This window comes from Bhargavaea beijingensis (assembly GCF_900101985.1).
Taxonomy (GTDB): domain Bacteria; phylum Bacillota; class Bacilli; order Bacillales_A; family Planococcaceae; genus Bhargavaea; species Bhargavaea beijingensis.
This window is the reverse complement of record NZ_FNAR01000001.1, coordinates 295,472-315,646: the sequence shown is the minus strand read 5'-3', so window position 1 is coordinate 315,646 and position 20,175 is coordinate 295,472. Positions and strand designations below refer to the sequence as shown.

The 20,175-nt window shown below is 55.0% G+C and carries 28 protein-coding genes; 12 read left to right on the top strand and 16 right to left on the bottom strand.

The genetic code is table 11. The annotated features are described in order from the left end of the window. Window positions 1-89 precede the first annotated feature (89 nt). Entirely contained in the window at window positions 90-461 is a 372-nt protein-coding gene (locus tag BLT01_RS01745; protein ID WP_092093847.1) for a VOC family protein, read from the top strand. Window positions 462-530: 69 nt separating this feature from the next. On the opposite strand, the gene BLT01_RS01740 is transcribed toward BLT01_RS01745, so the two are convergent. From BLT01_RS01740 to BLT01_RS01730, 3 genes are all read right to left on the bottom strand, one after another. After that, complete coding sequence (locus BLT01_RS01740; RefSeq protein ID WP_092093843.1) at window positions 531-998, bottom strand: DUF600 domain-containing protein; 468 nt, start codon at window positions 996-998, stop codon at window positions 531-533. 65 nt (window positions 999-1,063) lie between these two features. Beyond that, window positions 1,064-1,585, bottom strand: coding sequence for a hypothetical protein (locus BLT01_RS01735; protein ID WP_092093839.1), 522 nt, complete (start codon window positions 1,583-1,585; stop codon window positions 1,064-1,066). Between the two features lie 196 nt (window positions 1,586-1,781). Then, window positions 1,782-2,771 (bottom strand): ribonuclease YeeF family protein, encoded by a 990-nt coding sequence (locus BLT01_RS01730; protein WP_092093835.1) that lies wholly within the window; start codon window positions 2,769-2,771, stop codon window positions 1,782-1,784. Between the two features lie 488 nt (window positions 2,772-3,259). On the opposite strand from BLT01_RS01730, the gene BLT01_RS01725 reads away from it, so the two are divergent. After that, entirely contained in the window at window positions 3,260-4,141 is an 882-nt protein-coding gene (locus BLT01_RS01725) for a DMT family transporter (RefSeq protein ID WP_092093830.1), read from the top strand. A 66-nt stretch (window positions 4,142-4,207) separates the two neighbouring features. On the opposite strand, the gene BLT01_RS01720 is transcribed toward BLT01_RS01725, so the two are convergent. Then, window positions 4,208-4,807, bottom strand: a complete 600-nt coding sequence (locus BLT01_RS01720; protein WP_143020573.1) for a C40 family peptidase — start codon at window positions 4,805-4,807, stop codon at window positions 4,208-4,210. A gap of 538 nt (window positions 4,808-5,345) precedes the next feature. Between BLT01_RS01720 and BLT01_RS01715 the strand changes: the two genes are divergently transcribed. Both BLT01_RS01715 and BLT01_RS01710 read left to right on the top strand, forming a co-directional pair. After that, window positions 5,346-5,663 carry a YbjQ family protein gene (locus tag BLT01_RS01715; protein WP_092093822.1) on the top strand — a complete coding sequence of 106 codons (318 nt, stop codon included), beginning with the start codon at window positions 5,346-5,348 and terminating at the stop codon, window positions 5,661-5,663. Further along, window positions 5,624-6,577 carry a hypothetical protein gene (locus BLT01_RS01710; protein ID WP_143020572.1) on the top strand — a complete coding sequence of 318 codons (954 nt, stop codon included), beginning with the start codon at window positions 5,624-5,626 and terminating at the stop codon, window positions 6,575-6,577. The genes BLT01_RS01715 and BLT01_RS01710 overlap by 40 nt, the downstream gene beginning before the upstream one ends. 49 nt (window positions 6,578-6,626) lie before the next feature. On the opposite strand, the gene BLT01_RS01705 is transcribed toward BLT01_RS01710, so the two are convergent. Next, the gene (locus tag BLT01_RS01705; protein ID WP_092093813.1) at window positions 6,627-7,559 is read right to left on the bottom strand and encodes a cation transporter; all 933 of its coding nucleotides are present in this window, start codon (window positions 7,557-7,559) and stop codon (window positions 6,627-6,629) included. Window positions 7,560-7,741: 182 nt separating this feature from the next. Next, window positions 7,742-8,761, bottom strand: coding sequence for an NAD(P)H-dependent flavin oxidoreductase (locus BLT01_RS01700; RefSeq protein ID WP_092093933.1), 1,020 nt, complete (start codon window positions 8,759-8,761; stop codon window positions 7,742-7,744). Window positions 8,762-8,901: 140 nt separating this feature from the next. Between BLT01_RS01700 and BLT01_RS01695 the strand changes: the two genes are divergently transcribed. Continuing rightward, window positions 8,902-9,423, top strand: a complete 522-nt coding sequence (locus tag BLT01_RS01695; RefSeq protein WP_092093809.1) for a VanZ family protein — start codon at window positions 8,902-8,904, stop codon at window positions 9,421-9,423. Window positions 9,424-9,462: 39 nt separating this feature from the next. Here the strand turns inward: BLT01_RS01695 and BLT01_RS01690 are convergent, their stop codons facing one another. The 7 genes from BLT01_RS01690 to BLT01_RS01660 form a co-directional block, all read right to left on the bottom strand. Continuing rightward, entirely contained in the window at window positions 9,463-9,741 is a 279-nt protein-coding gene (locus BLT01_RS01690) for a DUF3784 domain-containing protein (RefSeq protein ID WP_092093805.1), read from the bottom strand. 12 nt (window positions 9,742-9,753) lie between these two features. Further along, window positions 9,754-10,116, bottom strand: a complete 363-nt coding sequence (locus tag BLT01_RS01685; RefSeq protein WP_092093800.1) for a hypothetical protein — start codon at window positions 10,114-10,116, stop codon at window positions 9,754-9,756. Then, a complete protein-coding gene (locus BLT01_RS01680; RefSeq protein ID WP_245696833.1) occupies window positions 10,113-10,331 on the bottom strand; it encodes a helix-turn-helix transcriptional regulator in 219 nt (72 codons plus the stop codon). Before BLT01_RS01680 ends, BLT01_RS01685 begins: the two co-directional genes overlap by 4 nt. Window positions 10,332-10,487: 156 nt before the next feature. Beyond that, the gene (locus BLT01_RS01675) at window positions 10,488-11,072 is read right to left on the bottom strand and encodes a hypothetical protein (RefSeq protein ID WP_092093795.1); all 585 of its coding nucleotides are present in this window, start codon (window positions 11,070-11,072) and stop codon (window positions 10,488-10,490) included. A gap of 234 nt (window positions 11,073-11,306) precedes the next feature. Further along, window positions 11,307-11,978 (bottom strand): DUF4352 domain-containing protein, encoded by a 672-nt coding sequence (locus BLT01_RS01670; RefSeq protein ID WP_092093790.1) that lies wholly within the window; start codon window positions 11,976-11,978, stop codon window positions 11,307-11,309. A 189-nt stretch (window positions 11,979-12,167) separates the two neighbouring features. Next, a complete protein-coding gene (locus tag BLT01_RS01665) occupies window positions 12,168-12,719 on the bottom strand; it encodes a DUF4352 domain-containing protein (protein ID WP_092093785.1) in 552 nt (183 codons plus the stop codon). A 195-nt stretch (window positions 12,720-12,914) separates the two neighbouring features. Beyond that, the gene (locus tag BLT01_RS01660; RefSeq protein WP_092093780.1) at window positions 12,915-13,112 is read right to left on the bottom strand and encodes a YwbE family protein; all 198 of its coding nucleotides are present in this window, start codon (window positions 13,110-13,112) and stop codon (window positions 12,915-12,917) included. An 86-nt stretch (window positions 13,113-13,198) separates the two neighbouring features. On the opposite strand from BLT01_RS01660, the gene BLT01_RS01655 reads away from it, so the two are divergent. Further along, window positions 13,199-13,354, top strand: coding sequence for a YfhE family protein (locus BLT01_RS01655; protein ID WP_092093776.1), 156 nt, complete (start codon window positions 13,199-13,201; stop codon window positions 13,352-13,354). A 127-nt stretch (window positions 13,355-13,481) separates the two neighbouring features. Here BLT01_RS01655 and BLT01_RS01650 read toward each other — a convergent pair whose 3' ends face one another. From BLT01_RS01650 to BLT01_RS01640, 3 genes are all read right to left on the bottom strand, one after another. Then, window positions 13,482-13,670: a hypothetical protein gene (locus BLT01_RS01650; RefSeq protein WP_092093771.1), complete on the bottom strand. Its 189-nt coding sequence runs from the start codon at window positions 13,668-13,670 to the stop codon at window positions 13,482-13,484. A gap of 4 nt (window positions 13,671-13,674) precedes the next feature. Further along, on the bottom strand, window positions 13,675-14,895 hold the full coding sequence (locus tag BLT01_RS01645; protein ID WP_176764984.1) for a phosphotransferase family protein: 1,221 nt from the start codon (window positions 14,893-14,895) through the stop codon (window positions 13,675-13,677). Between the two features lie 188 nt (window positions 14,896-15,083). Further along, complete coding sequence (locus tag BLT01_RS01640) at window positions 15,084-16,655, bottom strand: amidohydrolase (RefSeq protein ID WP_092093761.1); 1,572 nt, start codon at window positions 16,653-16,655, stop codon at window positions 15,084-15,086. A gap of 185 nt (window positions 16,656-16,840) precedes the next feature. Here BLT01_RS01640 and BLT01_RS01635 point away from each other — a divergent pair, with 185 nt between their 5' ends. The 6 genes from BLT01_RS01635 to BLT01_RS01610 all read left to right on the top strand — a co-directional run bounded on the left by BLT01_RS01635 (window position 16,841) and on the right by BLT01_RS01610 (window position 20,162). Beyond that, window positions 16,841-17,101 carry a PIN domain-containing protein gene (locus BLT01_RS01635; RefSeq protein ID WP_092093758.1) on the top strand — a complete coding sequence of 87 codons (261 nt, stop codon included), beginning with the start codon at window positions 16,841-16,843 and terminating at the stop codon, window positions 17,099-17,101. A gap of 293 nt (window positions 17,102-17,394) precedes the next feature. Further along, on the top strand, window positions 17,395-17,724 hold the full coding sequence (locus tag BLT01_RS01630) for a DUF3817 domain-containing protein (protein WP_092093754.1): 330 nt from the start codon (window positions 17,395-17,397) through the stop codon (window positions 17,722-17,724). Continuing rightward, window positions 17,721-18,125: a hypothetical protein gene (locus BLT01_RS01625; RefSeq protein ID WP_092093749.1), complete on the top strand. Its 405-nt coding sequence runs from the start codon at window positions 17,721-17,723 to the stop codon at window positions 18,123-18,125. Before BLT01_RS01630 ends, BLT01_RS01625 begins: the two co-directional genes overlap by 4 nt. 216 nt (window positions 18,126-18,341) lie before the next feature. Next, window positions 18,342-18,842 carry a preQ(1) synthase gene (queF, locus tag BLT01_RS01620; protein WP_092093745.1) on the top strand — a complete coding sequence of 167 codons (501 nt, stop codon included), beginning with the start codon at window positions 18,342-18,344 and terminating at the stop codon, window positions 18,840-18,842. An 85-nt stretch (window positions 18,843-18,927) separates the two neighbouring features. Further along, window positions 18,928-19,629, top strand: coding sequence for a 7-cyano-7-deazaguanine synthase QueC (queC, locus tag BLT01_RS01615; RefSeq protein WP_092093742.1), 702 nt, complete (start codon window positions 18,928-18,930; stop codon window positions 19,627-19,629). Next, window positions 19,626-20,162 (top strand): VUT family protein, encoded by a 537-nt coding sequence (locus tag BLT01_RS01610; RefSeq protein WP_092093738.1) that lies wholly within the window; start codon window positions 19,626-19,628, stop codon window positions 20,160-20,162. Before queC ends, BLT01_RS01610 begins: the two co-directional genes overlap by 4 nt. Window positions 20,163-20,175: the final 13 nt, after the last annotated feature.

Genomic DNA, 20,175 nt, shown 5'->3' with positions numbered 1-20,175 from the left:
CATGAAGAACTCTATAACACCATACAAGGAAAAAGATATTTAGAAATGGAACTAATTTAATATGCAGCTTGAAAAAAGGAGCGAAGGCTATGGGTCAATCATTTATTGAACAAGTACATTACATTAGAATTCCCGTAAAAGATTTGGAGCTGTCCGCACGATGGTATAGGGATGTATTAGGTCTCCAGCTGCTAAACACTACGGATGAGCGTGCAATTATAAAAGTAAATGAAGGACCTTTCCTGCTGATCTTAGTTCCTACCGAAGATGAAACATATGCACACTTTACAATTGACCAGGAACAAGAATTCAGCATCGGCTTTACGAGTCCGGAATTATCCAGTTTTCATCAACACTTAATCGATCATCATGTTAAGGTCGAGGATATTAAAAAAGATCACGGCCATGCCTTCTTCCACTTTTATGACCCGAATGGAAATAAACTTCAAGTACACTGGTAATGAGTCCAAGGCGGCCTGAGCAATAGGTGATAAACCCGCAGGAAGGAGTCCCTGCGGGTTTCTTTTCACTTAGTTTTCTTGGTGTTTCACTTCTTCAAACCACGCATCAAAGATATGGTCCGGAAGCAACTCTTCACTATTTGAATACACCAGATCATAGCGATATTTTCCGCTAAGTTTGTTTTGTTTCACGTTATAATGCAGCTTGATTTCTGTTGGCATATCCCTATTATATTCTTCGCATTTTTTTCGTATCTTTTTTAAGTTCTTAATGCCGATTTTCAGCATTGCCAACTGCCTGTTATCAGAAACATCATACTCATGTGTTTGTAAATTACCTGTTTGTTGAGCAGTCTGATTTAATTGATGTTTGTGGACAACCTGCCCATTAACCTTATAGAAAACATCAAAAGCATACATGTTAGGTTCAAACGAGCCATAGATATATATTTCATCTACTTGATGATCAGCATACTCCATACAAACTGCAACCATGTCAGTTTGAATTTCCGCGAGATGATCTTCGAATAACTTCATTCTGAACACAACCTAATCTCTAAACTGATTACCTTTTTAATTCAAATTACATATCGATTCTTATCTTAATCATGAGGTATGTCTAAAGCTTCATCCAAAATGCTTTTTTCCCCTTCATTTATCCCATTCAATAAAACGCTACAAATCCTATGTTCATGATCAATACCAAATTCAACGTTTTCATTCTTAATAAAAGATACAACTTCATTCTCTGAGAACTTTATATAAACAGTTCTTTCCCCCAAAAAGACTTCCAAATTTCCCTTGTTGTCTTGGTACGTTACATCATTTTCTTGATTGGTCTGAATAATAGGAAGCCCTACAATCCTTTTTTTGTCACTTAGACATTGGTGTCCATAGTCTTTCCAATATACATTTTCACAAACAGTTAATGTAACCGATCGAATATCCCCTGAGTCTTTTCCTACTCCTATTTCAATTAATGATTTCTTAAAGTCCCCTGTTCTCCAATAAATTGTAGGTTCTACTGATACATTCCATGTTCCGAATTCAATGTTTATAGGTATATACACATCTATTTCAACATTAGTGAGCTTTACTGCATTATAATCTATTATTTTTAACATGATAGAGACACCATCCTTCTTTTTTCAAATCACGGCTTGTATACAGCATGCTTGACTACCGGTAACTGACCATGCCCACGAGGCTTACTAAAAATCAACTCCCACTTCCCTACAGTAATTATCTCTTCGTATTTTATACCTTCAGTTACAGCCGTTTGTACAGAACTTTGAAAACTAGACAATAACGTTTGGCTATTTATAGGAATACCATGTGTCGGAGCACCTTTATAGAAGCATCCGAATCTCCGAGGGTCTTAATGTCGTCTAAGATTAGAAAATCCAGAACACCTTTCCCGACTTTTAAGGCTCCATCCCCCGCATCCTTAAAGAATCCTGCTAGACTATTTTCTTCAGTTCCTTCATCTTCATGGGCCGGAGCTTTCAGGCCGTAACGAATCTTTTCTCCGGCTGAAAGCGTAGGGACCGGGGAGGCATTGACACCAGCAATTCCCATCGGGTATAGCGGCCGTCCGTAAGTTGCCATTCCTCCTACCTGATAGGAGTTTGCTCCGGATACTATGTTGGGACGATTCAATCCTGACATATTAGAAAGACCATCAACAGATCCGTCGTGCGCAGTCAAGGTAAGTCGCAGCGGATGCCGGGCCGTGACTGCTTTCCATGAATCTGACGGAAAATCGGCGCCTGTCAATCCCTCGGCCATCATACTCTCAACATCAATGATCCACTGCTCCATCTTCTTCAAATCCATGTCAACAGTAGATAAAGCCACAGTCTGGCTTTGGTCGGATTCCATCAGTCCTTCAATAGTAGAGTCGCGCTGTCTCTCCGAGGATCTGACACCTTCCTGTACTTCACTGTCATCGAGATGAGGAAGAGATACAATATCTGCAACACTGTCCATGATGCTGTTCGTCTCGTCTGTCAGGGTTCCTGTAATCCTTCGAACCTCCTCTGACCCTGCCTGGACTTCGCCTTCGAGAAATTCCTGCCTGATGTATCCCATCCGGTCCGGCTCGAATGAATCCAATGCTTCTCCGATACGCCGGAGAGTATCAGCGAAACGGCGTTTAAAACTTAAGAAGAAATTCACCAGCGGCAAATGACATTCCTGGTAAAACGCGCGAATGGCATTGCCGCCTTCTCCCTTTAAAGCTTCTTCCAGCATGACAAGTTCTTCCACCGCCTGTTTAATTGCTTGTACCTCTTCTTCCAAGCGGTTCAGCTTCTCCGATGGAGCCCCTCATGAAATTGCTGAACATCCAATACCTTCACTGATTCACACTCCCGGAAACGGAAATCTCTAATATCATTAATTCTCTCAGAAATTCCCTGTTTCTCTAATCGGACAAAAGGCTGTATTCAATCTTGAGTAAATATGAAAGTTGTTACACCTTACTGGAACTAACTACCCACGATTTTTGGAAATGACGGCCATGAAAATTAAAACAAGGGCAATCTCTAATTTGTGGCGCTGTGGAGAACTTCTTCCTCACTCTCCAAAAAGGCTGTGGATATCCGGGTTATCCCCGGTTTCGGTGTCAAAATCGGATTTTGGCTGTGGAATGTCGGGATAAGTCCGGGGATAAGGGAGGCTTCTGCTCCCTTTCGCCCGTGGATAAGTCCTGACATCGGATATTAAGCCAATTTTGCCCTCCCCAGCCTTCGCCCCCATGATATATTAGAAGAATGAAATGACGGGGAGGGTCGGCCATGAAACGGTATATCGGGGATATCCTGCTTCTGATCACCGCAATTGTGTGGGGAAGCGGGTTTGTCATGACGGCGGTTGCGCTGGAACACTTGACCGCTTATGAGGTGATGGCCGGGCGATTCCTCCTGGGCACGCTGATCATCACGGTCCTTTTCTACAAGAAGCTCCGGCTGATCTCGAAGTCCGTGCTATGGAAAGGCGCGGTGCTCGGCACGATCCTGTTCGTGGCGTTCGCGCTGCAGACGGTCGGACTCGAATACACGACGCCTTCGAAAAATGCGTTCCTGACGGCGGTCAACGTCGTCATCGTGCCGGTGATCGCCTATCTCGTGTACCGGAGGCGGATCGACCGTCATGAGCTGACGGCCTCCGTCATCGCGCTCACCGGGATTGCGCTCCTGTCGCTGCAGGGATCGTTCACGATCAACATCGGCGACCTGCTTACCCTGCTGTGCGCGGTCGGGTTCGCCTTTGATATTTTCTACACGAATCTGTTTGTGAAAAAAGAGGATGCCTTGGCACTTACGATCGTCCAGTTCGCGACGGCGGCGCTCCTCAGCACAGTCGCAGTCCTTTTCCAGGGCGGCTTCCCGTCGACCTTATCCAATGAAGCGATCTGGTCGGTCGTCTATCTTGCCGTCTTTTCGACGACGATCGCATACGTCTGCCAGAACCTTGCGTTCCGCTACACGACGCCGACGAAGGCGGCCGTCATCCTGTCACTGGAGTCGTTCTTTGGCTCGGCATTGGCCGTCCTGTTCATCAACGACGTCATGACCGGCCGGATGGTGTTCGGAGCGGCACTGATCCTGGTTGCTGTGCTTGTGGCTGAGATCAAGCCAGCTTTCCGGCTGAAGAGAGGCGTACAGACGGAACACTGATGGGGATGATCAACCACATGAAAAAACACGCACAAGGCCCCGGGCCCTGTGCGTGTTTTCAATTGATCACGATGCTGCCTTTCTGAATGGAACGCGGAGCATGCGGGCGCGGATGCCGCGGCGCGCCCTGATGGTGACGACATTTCCGGGTGCCACATAGTTGCGGAGCGGCCCCTCATACACCGGCTCCAGCTGATTCGACTGGGAGAAGTGCCGGGCCTGCGCGCGCCACGCCGGCTCGTCGGTGATTTTGATGCCTGCCGACGCGAGCATCGCCACGACAAACTGCGAGCAGAAGTATGCGCGCTTCCGGCAGATTTCCCGATTCAGGATGACACCGATCAGGCCGATGAAGTTGTACGTATAGCGGTCGCGTTCCCGCTCGATTTCCAGGATGCGCTCCCGGATCCGCCGGAGCTCGTCCTCCGTCACGCGGAACCGGAACACCGCGCATTGGGCGTCTTTTAAAAGCCCTTCTCCCGCCCGTTCCTTTACAAATCCGCCCGAGAACGGATTGCGCTGCTGTACGCGGCCGAAGCTGTACATCTCCCCGAGCCGCTCATCAAAGGCGATCGAGACGTGATTCAGCGGGCAGCCCGTATAGCGGCGGATGATTTTCGACAGCACCGTCCCTGTATCCGTCAGTACGATATAAATCTCATTCACGATGGTGTTCCCCCTGTTTTCCGGCCCCGGCCCGCTTTGGCATGCCGGCCCGGCCTTGTCAGTCGTTATCTTCATTGTGGACCGGACCCTCCTTTTCCAAAACGGCCTCCGGCGGGAACCCGTCTCAGCCTCCGGACCGACTCCGCCCCGGGACCGCCGATCCCGTTACTACACTATACGGGCGAACCGTGCCTCATGTTTCAGGCGAAAGCCCCAGGTTGGGGAATATTTTTAGGGAGCATCCGTTGGGTGTTACCGAATGTCCCGCGAGTGTTACGCGGAAAGCCGCCGCTTTGCTCAAATGTCTCGATACTCCTTGTGAATGTCCCGATACGCTATTCGAATGTCTCGATTCCGCAAGTGAATGTCTCAATACGCCAGACGAATGTCTCGATTCCCCGACAGGCGCGCCCTCTCCTCCCACTATACGCTCCGGATGTGAAGTTTTCCCTCATGAATTCATGAAGGTTTTCTGAAGGTGAAACATTCACAGACGGAGAAGCGTATAACAGGTATCACAAAAATGGAGGGATTCATCATGCTGGTGACGACAACGAATTCTTTGGATGGCAAAAAAATCGAGACGTATCACGGGATTGTGGTCGGGGAAGCGATCATGGGGGCGAATATCGTCCGGGACATTTTCGCATCAGTGACGGATGTGATCGGCGGCCGCAGCTCGGCGTATGAAAACAAGCTGGCGGAAGGCCGGGAAATCGCACTTCGTGAAATGGAGGACCGGGCGAAACGCCTCGGTGCGAATGCGGTGATCGGAGTCGACCTCGACTTTGAAACACTGCGGGAAGGCATGATGATGTGCATCGCGACGGGCACGGCCGTCACATACAGGGACTGATGGCGGACAAAACCATCCCGCTCCGTCCGGCCGCCTCTGTTTCAGAGGAAATGGAAGATTTCATTCCGGTGAGTGTGGCCATCGGTGCGGGCGGCGAGCTGTGCGTTCTTTTCACGAAGGAGATCCCGCCCCTCGCCGAGGGGATGTTCCCCCAGTCCGTGACCGAGAATCCGATCGCCTACAGAGCGGTCGTCATCCGCGGCGGAACCAGAACGGTCACCGACTTGCCCCGGGAGAAATGGAACTATCACTTTTTCGAGACGATTGATGAAGGAAGGCATCTTCTCCTGTGCGGCTCCCGCTCCTACCATCACGGGGCCGGCAACATCGAACGGAATGCCCGTGTCTACACAGAGGACGGACAGCTTGTCCGCCGGTTCTGTCTCGGTGACGGCATAGGTCACCTGTCCGTCACGCCGGACAACCATATCTGGTGCGGGTATTTCGATGAAGGCATATTCGGCAACTACGGATGGGATGACCCGCTCGGAAAATCGGGTCTTGTCAAATGGAGTCCGGACGGCCGGATGGCCTGGGAGTATCAGGGCACCGGCAACCGCTTCATCGCCGATTGCTATGCAATGACGACTGTCGGCAACGAAGCGGCATTCCACTACTACACGGACTTTGATGTCGGGTTCATCCATGGCGGGCAGACGGCCTATTACTCTACTGATATCGACGGGGCGTCCGCCATGGCCGCGACGGAGGACGGCAGCCGGGTGTTGTTTTACGAGGATGGTCAATTTATCCTCACCGAACGAAAAGACCGGCGATATGTCCGGCGCGGCCGCCTCCGGTTCAAGAAGCCCAGCGGAAAGAGACTCTCACCGCTGCTGGTCGCCACGCGAGGTCCGCATCTGCTCATGCTGGACGGGCCCGACCTCTATCAGCACAACCTATTCACCCATTAAAATAACTCCCCTTCCCGGCGCGGACCTGCCCGGAAAGGGGAGTGTTCGTTTATGTTGGCAGTTCGTGCCGGGGGTGCAGCTGACCTTCATCAGGACCCGCCATGATCAGTTCGCAGACGCAATGGTCGAATTCCTCCGATAGGGCTTCATTGGCCTCGCGCGTGGCGTCCTGAAGCGCACGGACGACCAGGAACTCACTGTCCTTCCGGAAGTACACTGACACCCACAATCTTCTTCCCGTGCGGGTCACGTCGTAAAATACGGGTTCTAGCCCGCGGCGCTCCAGTACATTCCCGCAGATTTCCTTGATCCGTTCCATCGTCTCTTTTTCCGGCGAAAACAAAAACACATCCTTGATGGCACGGACCAGCATCTTCAACGCTTCCGGCATCATGAATAGGACAATCAGCACGGAGACGATCTGGTCGAAATAAGGAGAGATGACCTCAAGCGGCGTTCCCTTCAAAAACGTGGAACCGAAAAAGGCCAATCCCATCCCCAGGCTGTAGGCCACGTCCACTTTCCATCCGTAAATCTCCATATCGAGGATCGGGGAAGAAAGCGTCCGGTTCATGCGGCGCATCATCAACAGAATGCCGAAACTCACCAGGGCGACAACCGCCTGGAAAATGGAGATCTGGATCCCGTCGACCTCATTCCCTCCCGTCAAGGCAACTTCCACGCTTTTCGCGGACAGGCCGAATGTGACCGACAGGAGCATGAAGCCCTTGATGATGACCAGGATGGACTCCAACTGAGAAAAGCCGAATGGCAGTTTCTCCGTGATGGGCCGGTGGAACAGCGGCATCAGAAACAGCATGAGCCCGAGAATCAGCAGCTCCGAGGCATCATAGGCCGCATCCATCAGCACGGCCTGGGATCCGGAGTAGATCGCCATGAAAAATTCGGCAAGAGCAAAAAGGCCACCTGTCCAGAACGATAGCCACAAGATCCGTTTTTCCAATTTCACTTCTTTGTTCACAATTAAACGTCCTCTCGCGTCTGCACATGCAAGACTGCTCCCCTTATTCTAATGAGTAGCGGGAGGCCCGTGCAACTTTTTTGCAACATGGGTCCCCGCCGTCTCCCGATAAAGTGGCCATCCAAACAGGCCCCCTCCGGACCGGGGTCTTATTATTGCATGATGCATAACTTCCAGACCGCTTATTCCTCTTCCTCCGTCATTCTTCTGACGATCTCCAATACCTTGCCTCTCCTGGCTTTCCATCCGTTCTCGCCCGACCAGAGCGACAGGAGGCCCGCCTTGCCCTGTTTGCCGGCGGCCGACCGGATCGCTTTGGTCAGGTCGTTTTGGACCGGGTACGGGGCGATCGCGGCATCGGCCATTTCTTTGATGAAGCGGTTGTTGAGCCCGCGTGCGTTTTTGCCGCTGAATGCCTTCGTGATGACTGTCCCGCCCGCCTCGGAGTTCAGGATCGCTTCCTTATGTAAGGCGTTCGCGCCGCTTTCCTCCGCAACGAGAAGCGCCGTCCCGATCTGGACGGCGGACGCGCCGGCATCCAGCGCCGCACGGACCGTTTCCGCATCATGGATGCCGCCGGCGGCGATGACCGGGACCGTCAGCCTGGTCCCGCCGAGCAGATCGCGCAGCGTCAGGAAGCGGTCTTCCCCGATAAACGCGCCCCGGTGGCCGCCCGCTTCCTTCCCCTGCAGCACGACTGCGTCCATTCCGCTCCGCTCCGCTTCCACCGCCTCTTCAGGCGTCGTCGCCGTGCCGATCAGAAACGTGCCGGCATCCTTCAGTTTCCGGACGGTGTCCTCATCCGGCAGACCGAACGTGAACGACACCACTTCCACGCCTTCGTCGATTGCGACGTCGACCTGACGCGAAAACTCGCTGTCGCTTAAGGCAGGCAGTTCCCCCGGCAATCCGAGCTCTTCCCGGTAAGGCGCCAGCGCCCGGTGCGCCTCCCCGATCACGCTGTCGTCCCGCTCCGGTTTTTCCGGCACGAACAGATTCACATTCAATGGCTTACCGGAGAGATTCCGGATCTCCCGGATTGCCGCCCGCGTCTCCTCTGCCGTCATGTATCCCGCCCCGAGCGAACCGAGGATCCCCGCCTCCAGGCATGCCGCGACAAACTCGGGCGTCGTCGAACCGGCCATCGGCGCCTGGATGATCGGGTAGTCCATGTCGAGTGCTGTCCACCAGTTTGTGTTCATCTGATCGTCTCCTTTGATTGTCCACTTCAGCCGCTTATTCCCCGCCTCTTCCCTTTCTCGTTCCTTACCCCGTTTCCCTTCCTGCATGACCTGCCCGCATCCCGGGTAGACAGGAAGTATTCTAAACTGGAGGTGTCGCCATGGAACAGCTTTGGAAAGCGTTTGACGGGGTCATTCCGCTGTTTTTGTTCACCGCGGTTGTCGCCGGGGTGGTCTATGCGGTTCTGCATGTCAGGAATCCCGGCCAGGGCCGGAAGCCGGTTTTCGTGAATGTTCTGTTCTCGCTTAGCGTCATGGCGATCCTGTTCATCACCCTGTACCCGGAAGATCTCGGGCCGGCAGGCGAACAGAATGTCCACCTGATTCCGTTCCGGAGCATGGCGGAGATGATCGCGAACGCGGATGGGCCAGGCGTCTTGCTGCGGAATATCGGGCTGAACATCCTGCTGTTCGTGCCGTTCGGATTCCTGTTCGGGGCAAGAAGGACCGTCCGCCGCAGGATCATTTTGAAAGCGACGCTTGCCGGCCTGCTGCTGTCTTTGGGCGTGGAAGCGGTCCAGTATTTCCTCGGACGGACGACTGATGTGGATGATGTGATTCTGAATACGTTTGGGGCGCTGGCCGGGTGTGTGGCGTGGACCGTGCTTGGCCGGATGAAATGAATATAAAGAAAGCGGCCGCATCCCGGACCGCTTTCTTCTTCATTCCACCATTTTGGCATTGACGTAGACGACGAGCAGCAGCATGACGATCACACTTCCGACGATAAATGGCTGGGCAGGCGCTGCACCAAGCAAGCCGGCAATAAGCATGATGGCGCCCAAAACTCCCAGTGCGCCGCCTACAAGAAGGCCGAGTCTGTCTTTGTCGCGCACACGCTGTTCATTGAATCCGGCAAGAAGAAAAGTCATTTTCTTCACGCCGATCAAATAACCCAAGACAAAGAAAATCAGTCCGATTACAATCATATCGACAGTCATCCGTCTCCCTCCTTAAAATTGTTTTACAATGGCCGGGATGATATAAAAAGGAACAAATAAGGAAATCAGCACATAGACGATTAGGGTATCCGCAGACAATTCCACAGGTAAAGCGGCCCAATGATCCAGGGCAAGCCATGCGAGCAGCAGGGCATTCATCACAAATAGGGTCCTGAGAGACCACTTGGTGATGTTCGCATTGACACGGTCATCATATTCAATCTCCTCTTCCTTCATCTTTGAACGCTGCCACTTGGCCATGGCGATCAGCGCCGCTCCGGCAACGATCGCCACCCATTTCAGAATTGAGTCCTCGAGAATCAAGAGGATCAGCAGCAGTCCCGCTGCCGGTAGATACGTAAATAATCCTTTCATGACTCATCCTCCATCCAGAACAGTTCATCCAATTTCGCATCCAGCACTTTCGCAATCTGCAAGCAGACCTTGATGGTAGGATTGTATTTCTGGGCTTCAATCAGATTCATCGTCTGGCGTGTCACCCCGACCTGCTTGGCAAGCTCACCCTGGGTGAAACCGCCCCGTTCAATCCGTTTCAGCTTCACCGCGTTCTTCAGTGTCACATCTTTCACAAAAGTCCCTCCAACCGGAAACTTGTCACCTATATTATACATTTGTCATTTATATATGACAACCCGGAATGTAAAAAAACCGGCCACGAGTGACCGGGAAGGGGATAATTTCAAATCTTCACATCCCCGTCGCCTGCGTTTCCGATCCGTCAAGGGTCATTTTTCCCTTTTTGCTTTCATTACATAGGCATCGTCGTATTGCTCCAGCTCATCCAGATGGTTGTCGGGGTCTTCAAAAAAGTCCTGTGAAAGGCTGCTCATGCGGCTGCCGGAAGAAAAGCCGATATAGGCCAACACCTTTTCTTCGTCGGCTTCCCATCTCTTCTCTTCCTGCAATGCTGCCCAAGTGCCCGACATTTCCTCTAAGTGTTCCGGATCCATGGCCAAAGATGAACCTATCGCGTCTCCGTCACTGTTGATGCCGAGGCGGAACAATTGTGTCCCGTCCTTGCCCTGAATGGTGCTGACAAACGTGAAAAACCCGTTTTGCGCGACTGGAGCCGTGAGATCCAAGAATCGATCGTTGTCCAACCGGCCGGACTGATAGTGTTCAATCCATACCGATATCTCCCCGTCGTCATCGGGTAAATCGAAGTCGAACACAAATGACGGATCTGCCATCATCTTGAGGATGGCCTCCTCCCTCTCCGTCAGATCTGCAGGGCGGATGGAGGCTTCCTCCTGACCGCAGGCCCCCAAAAGAAGCAGCAGCCCGATCACAAACATTTTTCTATAAAACATAGCGGAACCTCCTTAAATGGAAACCTGTCAGCCCCGAACATGGCTGAACGCTTACTCGTGCCCCCATTGTTTCTTTTTACTTCCAATTATTGCATGAACTACGGTGCCCCGCAATCCTCTCTTTGTGCAGTGGGTGCGCCGCTATCTGTGGTTTCGCGACCGCAGCCCGACCCATCGCCCAATAAAAAAACACATGCCGTCCGCATGCGTTGTGGTTTCCTATTCCCCTCCGCCTCATTCCAGCCGGATATCAAACTCCGTGCCGCCGGTGAGTTTTTCGCCGCTCTTGTCCATAACATCACTCGTCCTGACGGTCAGGCGTTCGGCGTTTCCATCTTCCAGGATGAATCCGACATTTCCCTTTCTTGTCTCACCAGGTCTGATTTCACCACCAAGCCCCTCAAGGTAGATGTCATCCTCCCGGAGCTTTTTTTCGCCGTCGTCCGTCTCCAAGACAGCGGCGGGTTCGAAGCGGATCGGGTGGTTCCCGGTATTCGTCACTTCGACAAACAGCTTGGCTACCGGGAAGCCCATCTCATCGGTAAACATCTGGTAGAAGCCGATCAGCTCTTCGTCCGGATAGTAGCGAAACAACTTGGCTTCCCGGACGGCCAGATCGACCGGGCCTGCCGTGATCCGCTTCCCATTGCCTGCTTTAAGCAGTTCCGCCTCCCCGCGCTCATCCAGGACCGTCCCGCCCGGCTGCCGGAGCAACCGGTCGTCCGTCACCTGCGGGTTGACCGGGTGGCCCTCGTAATAAGGCGGCGCTTCCTTCCACTCAGGTGCCGGCAGTGCTGCCGCTTCCGCCCTGTTCACGTTCTGTGCCCGCTCCGTCTCTGCCAGTTCCCATGAACAGCCTGTAAGAATAAGCGCTGCAAGTCCGATGATCATAGCCGTCCGTTTCATCCCGATTCCTCCCTGCCTTCATCTATTGAATGCCAGTATTCCGTCGGTCACCTTCTCCTCCTGATCGGAATGCCGACTTTCTTTTTCCGGAGTCTGTCCGGTTCCCGGGCTTCCTGCGCCGTCCTGCGAAAAGGGAATAGCCGCCTGATTCTGAGTATCATCCATCGAACCTCCTCCGGGTGTTTCCCTCTAGAACCTGATTTCCGCCTTGCCTTCAGCTCCGGCATGGAGGGTCAGGACTTGGGCGTCCGTATCTTCCAAGATGAACCCGACGTTCCCTGCCTTCACCTGGCCGGGTGCCAGCATGCCGCCGAGCCCTTCCCCATAGATTTCTTCCTGCCAATGGACCGTCTCGCCCGTATCGGTCACCATCTCGGACACCGGTTCGACACGGACCGGCTCGTCCCCGGTGTTCCGCACCTCGACAAACAGTTTGACGAACTTGAATTCCGGTTGTGCGTCCGGCTCATAGCGGAGAATCTTCGTTTCCCTGACTGTCAGTTCGGCGGCACCCCCGTCAACCCGCTTTTGCTCGCCGGTCGCCTTCAGCACCTCCATCTCGCCGCGGCTGTCACGCCACACTTCACCGGGATTCCTGAGCCGCCGGTCATCGGTGAAAGTCGGATTCGGCCGGTAATCGCCGTAGTAGGCCGGCATCTCGGCCGGGACGTCCGCCTGGAGGGCCGCCGCCTCCACCCGATGCTCCGGCGGCGCCTGTTCCACCGGCGCGGCCGCATCCATCCTGAACCCCGAAAAAAAACAACGTCGCAAGCCCGATCACCAACAGCCGTCTCATCGCGCCGCCTCCCTGTATCCGCTCTTCCTTCCCTTCTGCCCCCACCATACCCATCCTGTATGAAGGGCATATGAAGCACGTTTTAGGAGTTTGTTAAGGAAATTAAAAACGCATGCGGCAGTCCGCATGCGCCCTTTCCCTTATCCGATGATTTCCTTGACGCGGCCGACCTGTCCGTCCTCCAGGCGCACCTTGATGCCATGGGGATGGGTCGGGGAATTCGTGAGGAGGTCCTTCACGGTCCCTTCGGTCAGCGCGCCCATCCGCTGATCTTTTTTAAGCACGATCTTCACGCGCTGGCCGGGTTTCACGTCCGCGCGGTTTTTTCCGTCTGCCATATAAAATCGCTCCTTCCTTACTCCGTTGTACCACGTTTAACCGCATCTGTAACGGGAGAACCTATCATTCGAAAGGAGTGTTTGGGATGAAGAAAGGAAACCGGGAGCCGCATGAGCGCATGGCCGAGACCCACAACGGCCTCCGCGACACGCAGGAAGTGCTGTATCAGGATGACTTCAATCGCGCGGATGCGGCGGGCAAGAAGCCAAACAAAAAAGACAGCCGTCAAAACGAAAAATGAAAGCAGCCGCCATCCGTGCAGGGTGGCGGCCTTTTCGCGGCACAGCAAAGCCGCCCCGCACCAGCGGAACGACTTATCGTGAAGCATTCCCTATTTATCGGATCAATAATCAAATAAACAGAATTTTTTAACGTTTACTGTATTTCTCCCTGTTTTGTGCGACGGATTGAATCCCTGCGACCAGCGCCACGACCACGAGCAATGCAGCAAGCAGCATGGAGCCTACTTTAAGCGCCATGGATTCGGCGCCGGCTCCCGTCACGCCGATGATGGCGCCGGGGACGATAAACAGGAGAAGGATCCTGATGTCCTTCATGGCCTCACTCCTTGTCTGCCAAGGTTTTCACGAACCGTTCCAAACGGCGCCTCACTTCATCCTCCGAGAGGGTCGTGATGCCGAACCGTCTCCAGTGGGAAGCGATGCTGCCCGGATCCTGTTCCAGCCAGCCGTACACCGCGAGAAGGTCCCAGTACCTGCAGTAGGTAAAGCCTCGGTTTTTCGCCGCGTTTTTATACATGCCCAGGAATGTGTCCGCCACGTTTCCGCCGTGGATCAGCTCGAGCGCGACCCGCATCCGGCCGACGTCCAGCTGGGCCGGACCGCAGCCGGCATGGCCCCAGCCGGTCAGTCCGGTCGCCCGGCCATCCCGGAACAGCACATTGGCCGGCTCGAAGTCCCCGTGGATCATCACCGGAGCGGCATCCGCGGTTTCCTCCCGGAAGATCCGGGCGGCCCGCTCCCAGTTGGCGCGGTCAAATGCCCAGCCGGGGATGACCGGTTCGGCCGGCCTGGGGTGCGCCTGCCTATCCGGCATGCGGGCCTGGTGGGTGGTGGATAATATACCCGCAATTTCTTCGATCCAAGCCTCAAAGTCAAGAGGTTGCAAAAACGGGAAGCCGTCCAGCTGCGTCATCAGGAGGAACGGGCCGTCTGTCGCGATCGCCTTTGGCGCGGGAAGGTCCCGGTCAGTGGTTGCGGAGAGGGCTTGTGCTTCCCGTTCCGCCGCTTCCGGGGACTCCGTTTCTTTTATCACAACGTGTTCTCCGCCTTCATTGCGGAACGAGTAGGCGAGCCGCTTCGCCGGCAAGCGCCGGAACGATTTAGGGGCGGGCGATTCTGCCACATGATTCAACCACTCCATCGTCTCATCGGGAAGATCGATGGCAGGCAAAAGCGTCTTCCGCCAAAACAGCAGGCCGAGAATGGCGCCGCCGGCAATAAGGACAAAGGCCGGCCAGTTGATGACGGTCGCACTCAGCACAAGCGCCACGACCGCCGCCCCGAACTTCTTTTTCCAAATGAGCATGACCCCGAGGAGCGTCAGGATCACCCCGAACACCGTCGGAAACAGGATTGCATCCAGCCGGATCCAGATCCCCCGCGTCACCTCCACCTTGATCGGGTCCCCGTAGCCCGGAATGCAGAGCGCCCCGTACACACGGAGCCAGTACATATAGTAGTAATACACGGTATACAGCCCGCCTGCCAGGACGAGCAGTCCCGGCAGATAATTGCGGATGGGGCGTGCCATTGAAGCCATGGCCATCCCTCCTCATGTTGTGCGGCCGGTGCGGATGGGCCCGGCCGTCTGGATTGTGAATGATGGGATTCAGGCAATTCGAAACTGCCCGTGAATGTTACGATTCCGGCAGGGAAAGTTACGATACCGCTCACGAATGTTACGATTCACGCGGGGAAAGTTACAATCCGCCCCATCCTCCTCTCGGCTCACTTCCTGAACTGCACGTCCCCGTCGACCACCGTCATCACGATAGCCGCGTTTACGATGTCGTCTTCCGCCACGCGCTCGAGGTCGGCGTCGACCATGGTGAAGTCGGCAAAGTGGCCCGGGGCGATTTTGCCGCGGATGGCTTCCTGGCCGAGCACTTTCGCCGCTTCGGTCGTATAAAGCCGGAGCGCCTCGTAGCGGGAAAGTTTTTCTTCCGGCAGGTAGCCGCCTTCCACAGGGTCGTCCGGAAGCTTGCGGGCGACGGCGGTGTAGATGCCGAGGAGCGGGTCCGGGGAGTCGACCGGTGTGTCGGAGCCGCCGCCGCAGATGAATCCGCGGTCCATAAGTTTTTTCCACGCGTATGCCCATTCAAGCCGCTCCGGGCCGAGGCGGTCTTCCGCCCACGGGAAGTCGGAGCCGACGAAGATCGGCTGGATGTCGAGGATGACCGGGAGCTTTTCCATCCGGTCGACCAGGTCCTCGCGCAGCACGCACACATGGATCAGCCGGTCGCGCTTGCCTTCCGGGCACGGGTACTTCTCGATCGCTTCGATCGCCCTCTCCGCTGCTGCGTCGCCGATCACGTGCACCGCGATCGCCTCGCCGTGGCTGCGAGCGAGGCGCACCAGTTCCTCCGTCTCCTCCCGAGTCACAACGAACGTGCCGCGGTTGCCCGGATCATCCGAGTAATCCTCCGACAGCGCGGCGGTCTTGCCGCCGAGCGCCCCGTCGATAAAGAACTTCATCGCGCCGGGCTCCGCCCACTTGGTGTAGGACACATCCGCTTTCATCATGGCATCGAAGACCGTCGAGCGGCGAAGCAGATGCGCACGGAACTTCCGCTTGCCCTCGCCGAGCACTTCATGGAACGCCTTCATCGGATTCTCGTATCCGCCAAAGTATCCGAGGTCATCGGTATGGCCCCCCGTCAGCCCCATCGACACAAGGTCATCGACCGCCGCTTCAAGCGCGGCGCGGATCGCTTCCTCTGACGGATGAGGGACAATCGCCTCGACCAGGTCCTGCGCGTCCTCCTTCAGGAAGCCGGTCAGGTGTCCGTCCGCATCACGCACGATGACGCCGCCTTCCGGATCCGGCGTCTCTTTCGTGATGCCCGCAAGCCGCAGCGCCGCCGAGTTCGCAAGCAGCATGTGGCGGCACGTCCGCTTCAGCATCATCGGCTTGTCCGTCACGGCATCCAGTTCCGCAAGCGTCGGGATATGCCGGTCCGCGAACAGGTTCTCATCCCAACCTTCTCCGAGCACCCACTCGCCGTCCGGCACCTGCTCCGCCGCTTTCCGCATGATCGCGAGCAGTTCCCCCGACGACGTCACCGCGGACAGATTGTTGCTGAGCAGCTGCCGGCCATGGCCGATCAGGTGCATATGCGTATCGACAAATCCCGGATAAACAACCGCACCGCCGACATTCTCCTCCCGGTCGGCCCGGCCCTTCAGCTCTTCAACTGTACCCGTTGCGATAATCCGCCCGTCCTCCACGAGCACCGCCCCGACCGTGTGCCCTTCCTGTTCCATCGTCACAAACGTTCCCCCATGCCACAGCGTCTTCATTCCCATTCCTCCATCGAACCGATTTTTTCTTTTAGTGTAGCACTTTTCAGACAGGGAAAGTGTGAAGGGATTAAGGCGAATTCACCGTGGAACTGACCACCCCTCTCCTCGTTAAACTGACCCTTCCCCATTTCAATAAAACCCAATATGTTTGCTAGAGTTTAAATTTGAAAGGAAGACGGTCAATGAGAGACTCAAGGTTTTTGGCCGAGCTGACCGACAGCCCGCTGGCGGACTGGATGGAGAAGCAGGAAACACAGTCCGGCTACGTTCCCATACACATTTATGAAGAAACGAAGCGGGTGATCATCCACGCATTCAGCCAGGAGGAAGCGTGCCTCATGAAAGTCGTCTACCACCGCAAGTCCGGGGAACGAACCGTCGAACGCTTTGATGTCCATTCCGGTGAAATGATGAACCGCCGAACAGCGGGTGCGATGGACTGACTGCGTATTGAGAGGTGCGGTTTGGGATTTTGTTCGGGTTTGAGAGGTTTGCTTAAAGTAGGACGGCAATTGGGTTTGCGTGCGAATTCGGGAAGTTCGCGCACGAAAAGCGGAGCGGTGATTGAGTTAGAAACCTCGCGCACGAAAAACCGGGCGCAGTTTGGGGTCGCGTGCCCAAACTGGTGAAATGAAATCAGCCATTAAATCGTCATAGAAACGGGAGCCTTGGAACAAGCCGGCCGGCGCCACTTTCTTTTATACTGGAAACATCGAAACGAAAGGCGGAGAATCCATTGTCCATTCCTGCACTTAAATTTGCGCGGGCCTTGGGAATCGCGGACGGCGTATCCCTGTTGGTCCTGCTGTTCATCGCGATGCCGATGAAATATATGGCCGGCATGCCTCTCGCCGTGTCGGTCGTCGGCGCCATCCACGGCGGCATCTTCGTCACCTACGTCCTTGCCCTCGTTCCGGCGCAGATTGTGGTCCGGTGGAACATCATCTGGTCGTTGCTCGGCATCGCGGCCGCCTTCGTGCCATTCGCGAACTTCTTCCTCGACAGGAAGTTCAAGACGATGCAGAAAGAGCGTGAAGAATCCGCCGGCATCCAGGTGGTTTCATGAAGACAGTGCAGATTGCCAAATGGCGGATCGAAGCAGACCCCGAAGCCACCCATGACCATTACCGGAGTGCCTGCCCACCCTGCGGATGCCTATATTGCCGGAACTTCAGAAAAGCCTTTTCCGGCTTTCCCTGGTTTGAAGAACTCGGCGTCGCCCCTGCTCTACCGGACCTGCTTTCGGATTTCCCGGCCGAGAGTCCTGACAAGCGCCTGTATATCGGGCATTATCATTTGGCAGGCCGGCTGCTCGACGGACCGGAAATCATGGACGGCCAATGGGATGAATCCGTCACCGCCGCAATCGGTGAATTCACCATCGGCTTTTCCCGCTCGGAAGACGGCCTTATACTCGAGTTCGAGGCTGTGCTGCCCTGGAGGATGGATGAGTCCCAGGAAGATTGAGCAGCCATTGACCCTCCCCTCAATTTCCTATATTCTAATAACGACAAGTAAATGCCCGGATTCACGGGGAGAGGTTCATAGCGGATACCCTCTATAAAAAACTATGGTTCATGACGATTTCAGCCATGTCCATGCCGGACACGGCTTTTTGTTTTTTATGGGACTTCCAACCTCTCTTGTGCATGCCGGGCGCATGATACAAGGAGGCTTTTTCATATGTCTGGCCGAAGCCATGAACAAGGATTGAACGATCTGACCCTGCTGGGAAACCAGAATACCCAATACTCGACCGAATACGCTCCGGAAGTGCTGGAGGCAGTGGATAATCTGCATACAAACCGCGACTATTTCGTGAAGTTCAACTGCCCGGAGTTCACGAGTTTGTGCCCGATCACGGGACAGCCGGATTTTGCGACGATGTACATTTCCTTTATCCCGGACAAGAAGCTCGTGGAAAGCAAGTCGCTGAAGCTGTATTTGTTCAGCTTCCGCAATCACGGCGACTTCCATGAAGACTGTGTGAACATCATCATGAACGACCTGATCAAGCTGCTCGACCCGCGCTATATCGAGGTGTGGGGCAAGTTCACGCCGCGCGGCGGCATCTCGATCGACCCGTGGTGCAACTACGGCCGTCCGGGGACGAAGTACGAGGAAATCGCGAACTACCGGCTGATGAACCATGACATGAACCCGGAAACGATCGACAACCGCTGACCGGACCCGGAAGAAGTTCTTAGCGACCTTCTCTAAAAAACTAAGGGAAACAGCCGCGCTGTTTTCAATCAAAGGAGCTTACCCGATGAAACAAGAAAAAGCGGTCGTCGTGTTCAGCGGCGGCCAGGACAGCACGACATGCCTGTTTTGGGCACTGAAAAACTTTGCCGAAGTGGAGACGGTGACGTTCGACTACGGCCAGCGCCACGCCCTTGAAGTGGAATGCGCAACAGATATCGCCGCGGAGCTCGGCGTGAAACACCATGTCCTCGACCTGTCGCTGATCGGCCAGCTCGCACCAAGTGCGCTGACGGACAAGGGAATCGAAGTCGCGGACGGCGAGGACGGCGGGCTGCCGTCCACATTCGTACCGGGGCGGAACCTGCTTTTCTTCTCATTCGCAGGGATCCTCGCCAACCAGATCGGCGCGAAGCATATCGTCACGGGCGTTTCCGAGACGGACTTCAGCGGCTATCCCGACTGCCGCGACGCCTTCGTGAAATCGCTGAACGTCACGCTCAACCTCGCGATGGACGGGCCGTTCGTCATCCACACGCCGCTCATGTGGCTCGACAAATCCCAGGTGTGGGAACTGTCCGACCGGTTGGGTAAGCTGAACTACATCCGCACAAAGACACTCACCTGCTACAACGGCATCAAGGCCGACGGCTGCGGTGAATGCCCGGCGTGCCGCCTGCGCAGGAAAGGCCTTGAAACCTATGTTGGGAAGCAAAGCGGAAACGCCCGCCCCGCCGGCAGACCGGCTGAGGAGGTCTTGCAGCCATGAGGATCTTCCTTTACCTCATCTCCATTGTAATCGCCAACGTCGCGACGGCAGCACTCATGCCGCTTGAATTCGGGATCTTCATCATTCCGGTCGGCACCCTGTTTGCAGGGGCGACGTTCATCTTCCGCGACCTTGTCCAAAACCGGTACGGCCGCAAGAAGACGTACATGTTCATCGGGATCGCGCTCGTCCTGTCCGCGGCCGTCTCCTTTATCCTCGGAGACACGCTTGCGATTGTCGGGGCTTCGGCACTGGCATTCATCGTCGCCGAATCAGCGGATACGGAAATCTACACCCGCCTGAATGTGCCGTTCGCATGGCGCGTCTTTTACAGCGGGATCGTCGGCGGCATCCTCGACTCGGCTGTCTTCGTCATCGTCGGCATGAGCCCGATCGGCGCCGGATTCATCCCATGGGAAGCCGTCCCGGTCGCCATCCTCAGCCAAGTGATCGCGAAATCCGCCGTCCAGACTGTCGGCGCGCTGATCCTCGGCCAGATGCGCGCATTCCGCACCGTGCCCGTCCAGTCATAAAAGAAGCACGCGA

Coding starts and splice junctions, on each gene's coding strand:
- BLT01_RS01745 (WP_092093847.1), top strand. CDS start 90: ATGGGTCAATCATTTATTGAACAAGTACATTACATTAGAATTCCCGTA.
- BLT01_RS01740 (WP_092093843.1), bottom strand. CDS start 998: ATGAAGTTATTCGAAGATCATCTCGCGGAAATTCAAACTGACATGGTT.
- BLT01_RS01735 (WP_092093839.1), bottom strand. CDS start 1,585: ATGTTAAAAATAATAGATTATAATGCAGTAAAGCTCACTAATGTTGAA.
- BLT01_RS01725 (WP_092093830.1), top strand. CDS start 3,260: ATGAAACGGTATATCGGGGATATCCTGCTTCTGATCACCGCAATTGTG.
- BLT01_RS01715 (WP_092093822.1), top strand. CDS start 5,346: ATGCTGGTGACGACAACGAATTCTTTGGATGGCAAAAAAATCGAGACG.
- BLT01_RS01700 (WP_092093933.1), bottom strand. CDS start 8,761: ATGAACACAAACTGGTGGACAGCACTCGACATGGACTACCCGATCATC.
- BLT01_RS01695 (WP_092093809.1), top strand. CDS start 8,902: ATGGAACAGCTTTGGAAAGCGTTTGACGGGGTCATTCCGCTGTTTTTG.
- BLT01_RS01690 (WP_092093805.1), bottom strand. CDS start 9,741: ATGACTGTCGATATGATTGTAATCGGACTGATTTTCTTTGTCTTGGGT.
- BLT01_RS01685 (WP_092093800.1), bottom strand. CDS start 10,116: ATGAAAGGATTATTTACGTATCTACCGGCAGCGGGACTGCTGCTGATC.
- BLT01_RS01675 (WP_092093795.1), bottom strand. CDS start 11,072: ATGTTTTATAGAAAAATGTTTGTGATCGGGCTGCTGCTTCTTTTGGGG.
- BLT01_RS01670 (WP_092093790.1), bottom strand. CDS start 11,978: ATGAAACGGACGGCTATGATCATCGGACTTGCAGCGCTTATTCTTACA.
- BLT01_RS01665 (WP_092093785.1), bottom strand. CDS start 12,719: ATGGATGCGGCCGCGCCGGTGGAACAGGCGCCGCCGGAGCATCGGGTG.
- BLT01_RS01660 (WP_092093780.1), bottom strand. CDS start 13,112: ATGGCAGACGGAAAAAACCGCGCGGACGTGAAACCCGGCCAGCGCGTG.
- BLT01_RS01655 (WP_092093776.1), top strand. CDS start 13,199: ATGAAGAAAGGAAACCGGGAGCCGCATGAGCGCATGGCCGAGACCCAC.
- BLT01_RS01650 (WP_092093771.1), bottom strand. CDS start 13,670: ATGAAGGACATCAGGATCCTTCTCCTGTTTATCGTCCCCGGCGCCATC.
- BLT01_RS01645 (WP_176764984.1), bottom strand. CDS start 14,895: ATGGCTTCAATGGCACGCCCCATCCGCAATTATCTGCCGGGACTGCTC.
- BLT01_RS01640 (WP_092093761.1), bottom strand. CDS start 16,655: ATGAAGACGCTGTGGCATGGGGGAACGTTTGTGACGATGGAACAGGAA.
- BLT01_RS01635 (WP_092093758.1), top strand. CDS start 16,841: ATGAGAGACTCAAGGTTTTTGGCCGAGCTGACCGACAGCCCGCTGGCG.
- BLT01_RS01625 (WP_092093749.1), top strand. CDS start 17,721: ATGAAGACAGTGCAGATTGCCAAATGGCGGATCGAAGCAGACCCCGAA.
- queF (WP_092093745.1), top strand. CDS start 18,342: ATGTCTGGCCGAAGCCATGAACAAGGATTGAACGATCTGACCCTGCTG.
- queC (WP_092093742.1), top strand. CDS start 18,928: ATGAAACAAGAAAAAGCGGTCGTCGTGTTCAGCGGCGGCCAGGACAGC.
- BLT01_RS01610 (WP_092093738.1), top strand. CDS start 19,626: ATGAGGATCTTCCTTTACCTCATCTCCATTGTAATCGCCAACGTCGCG.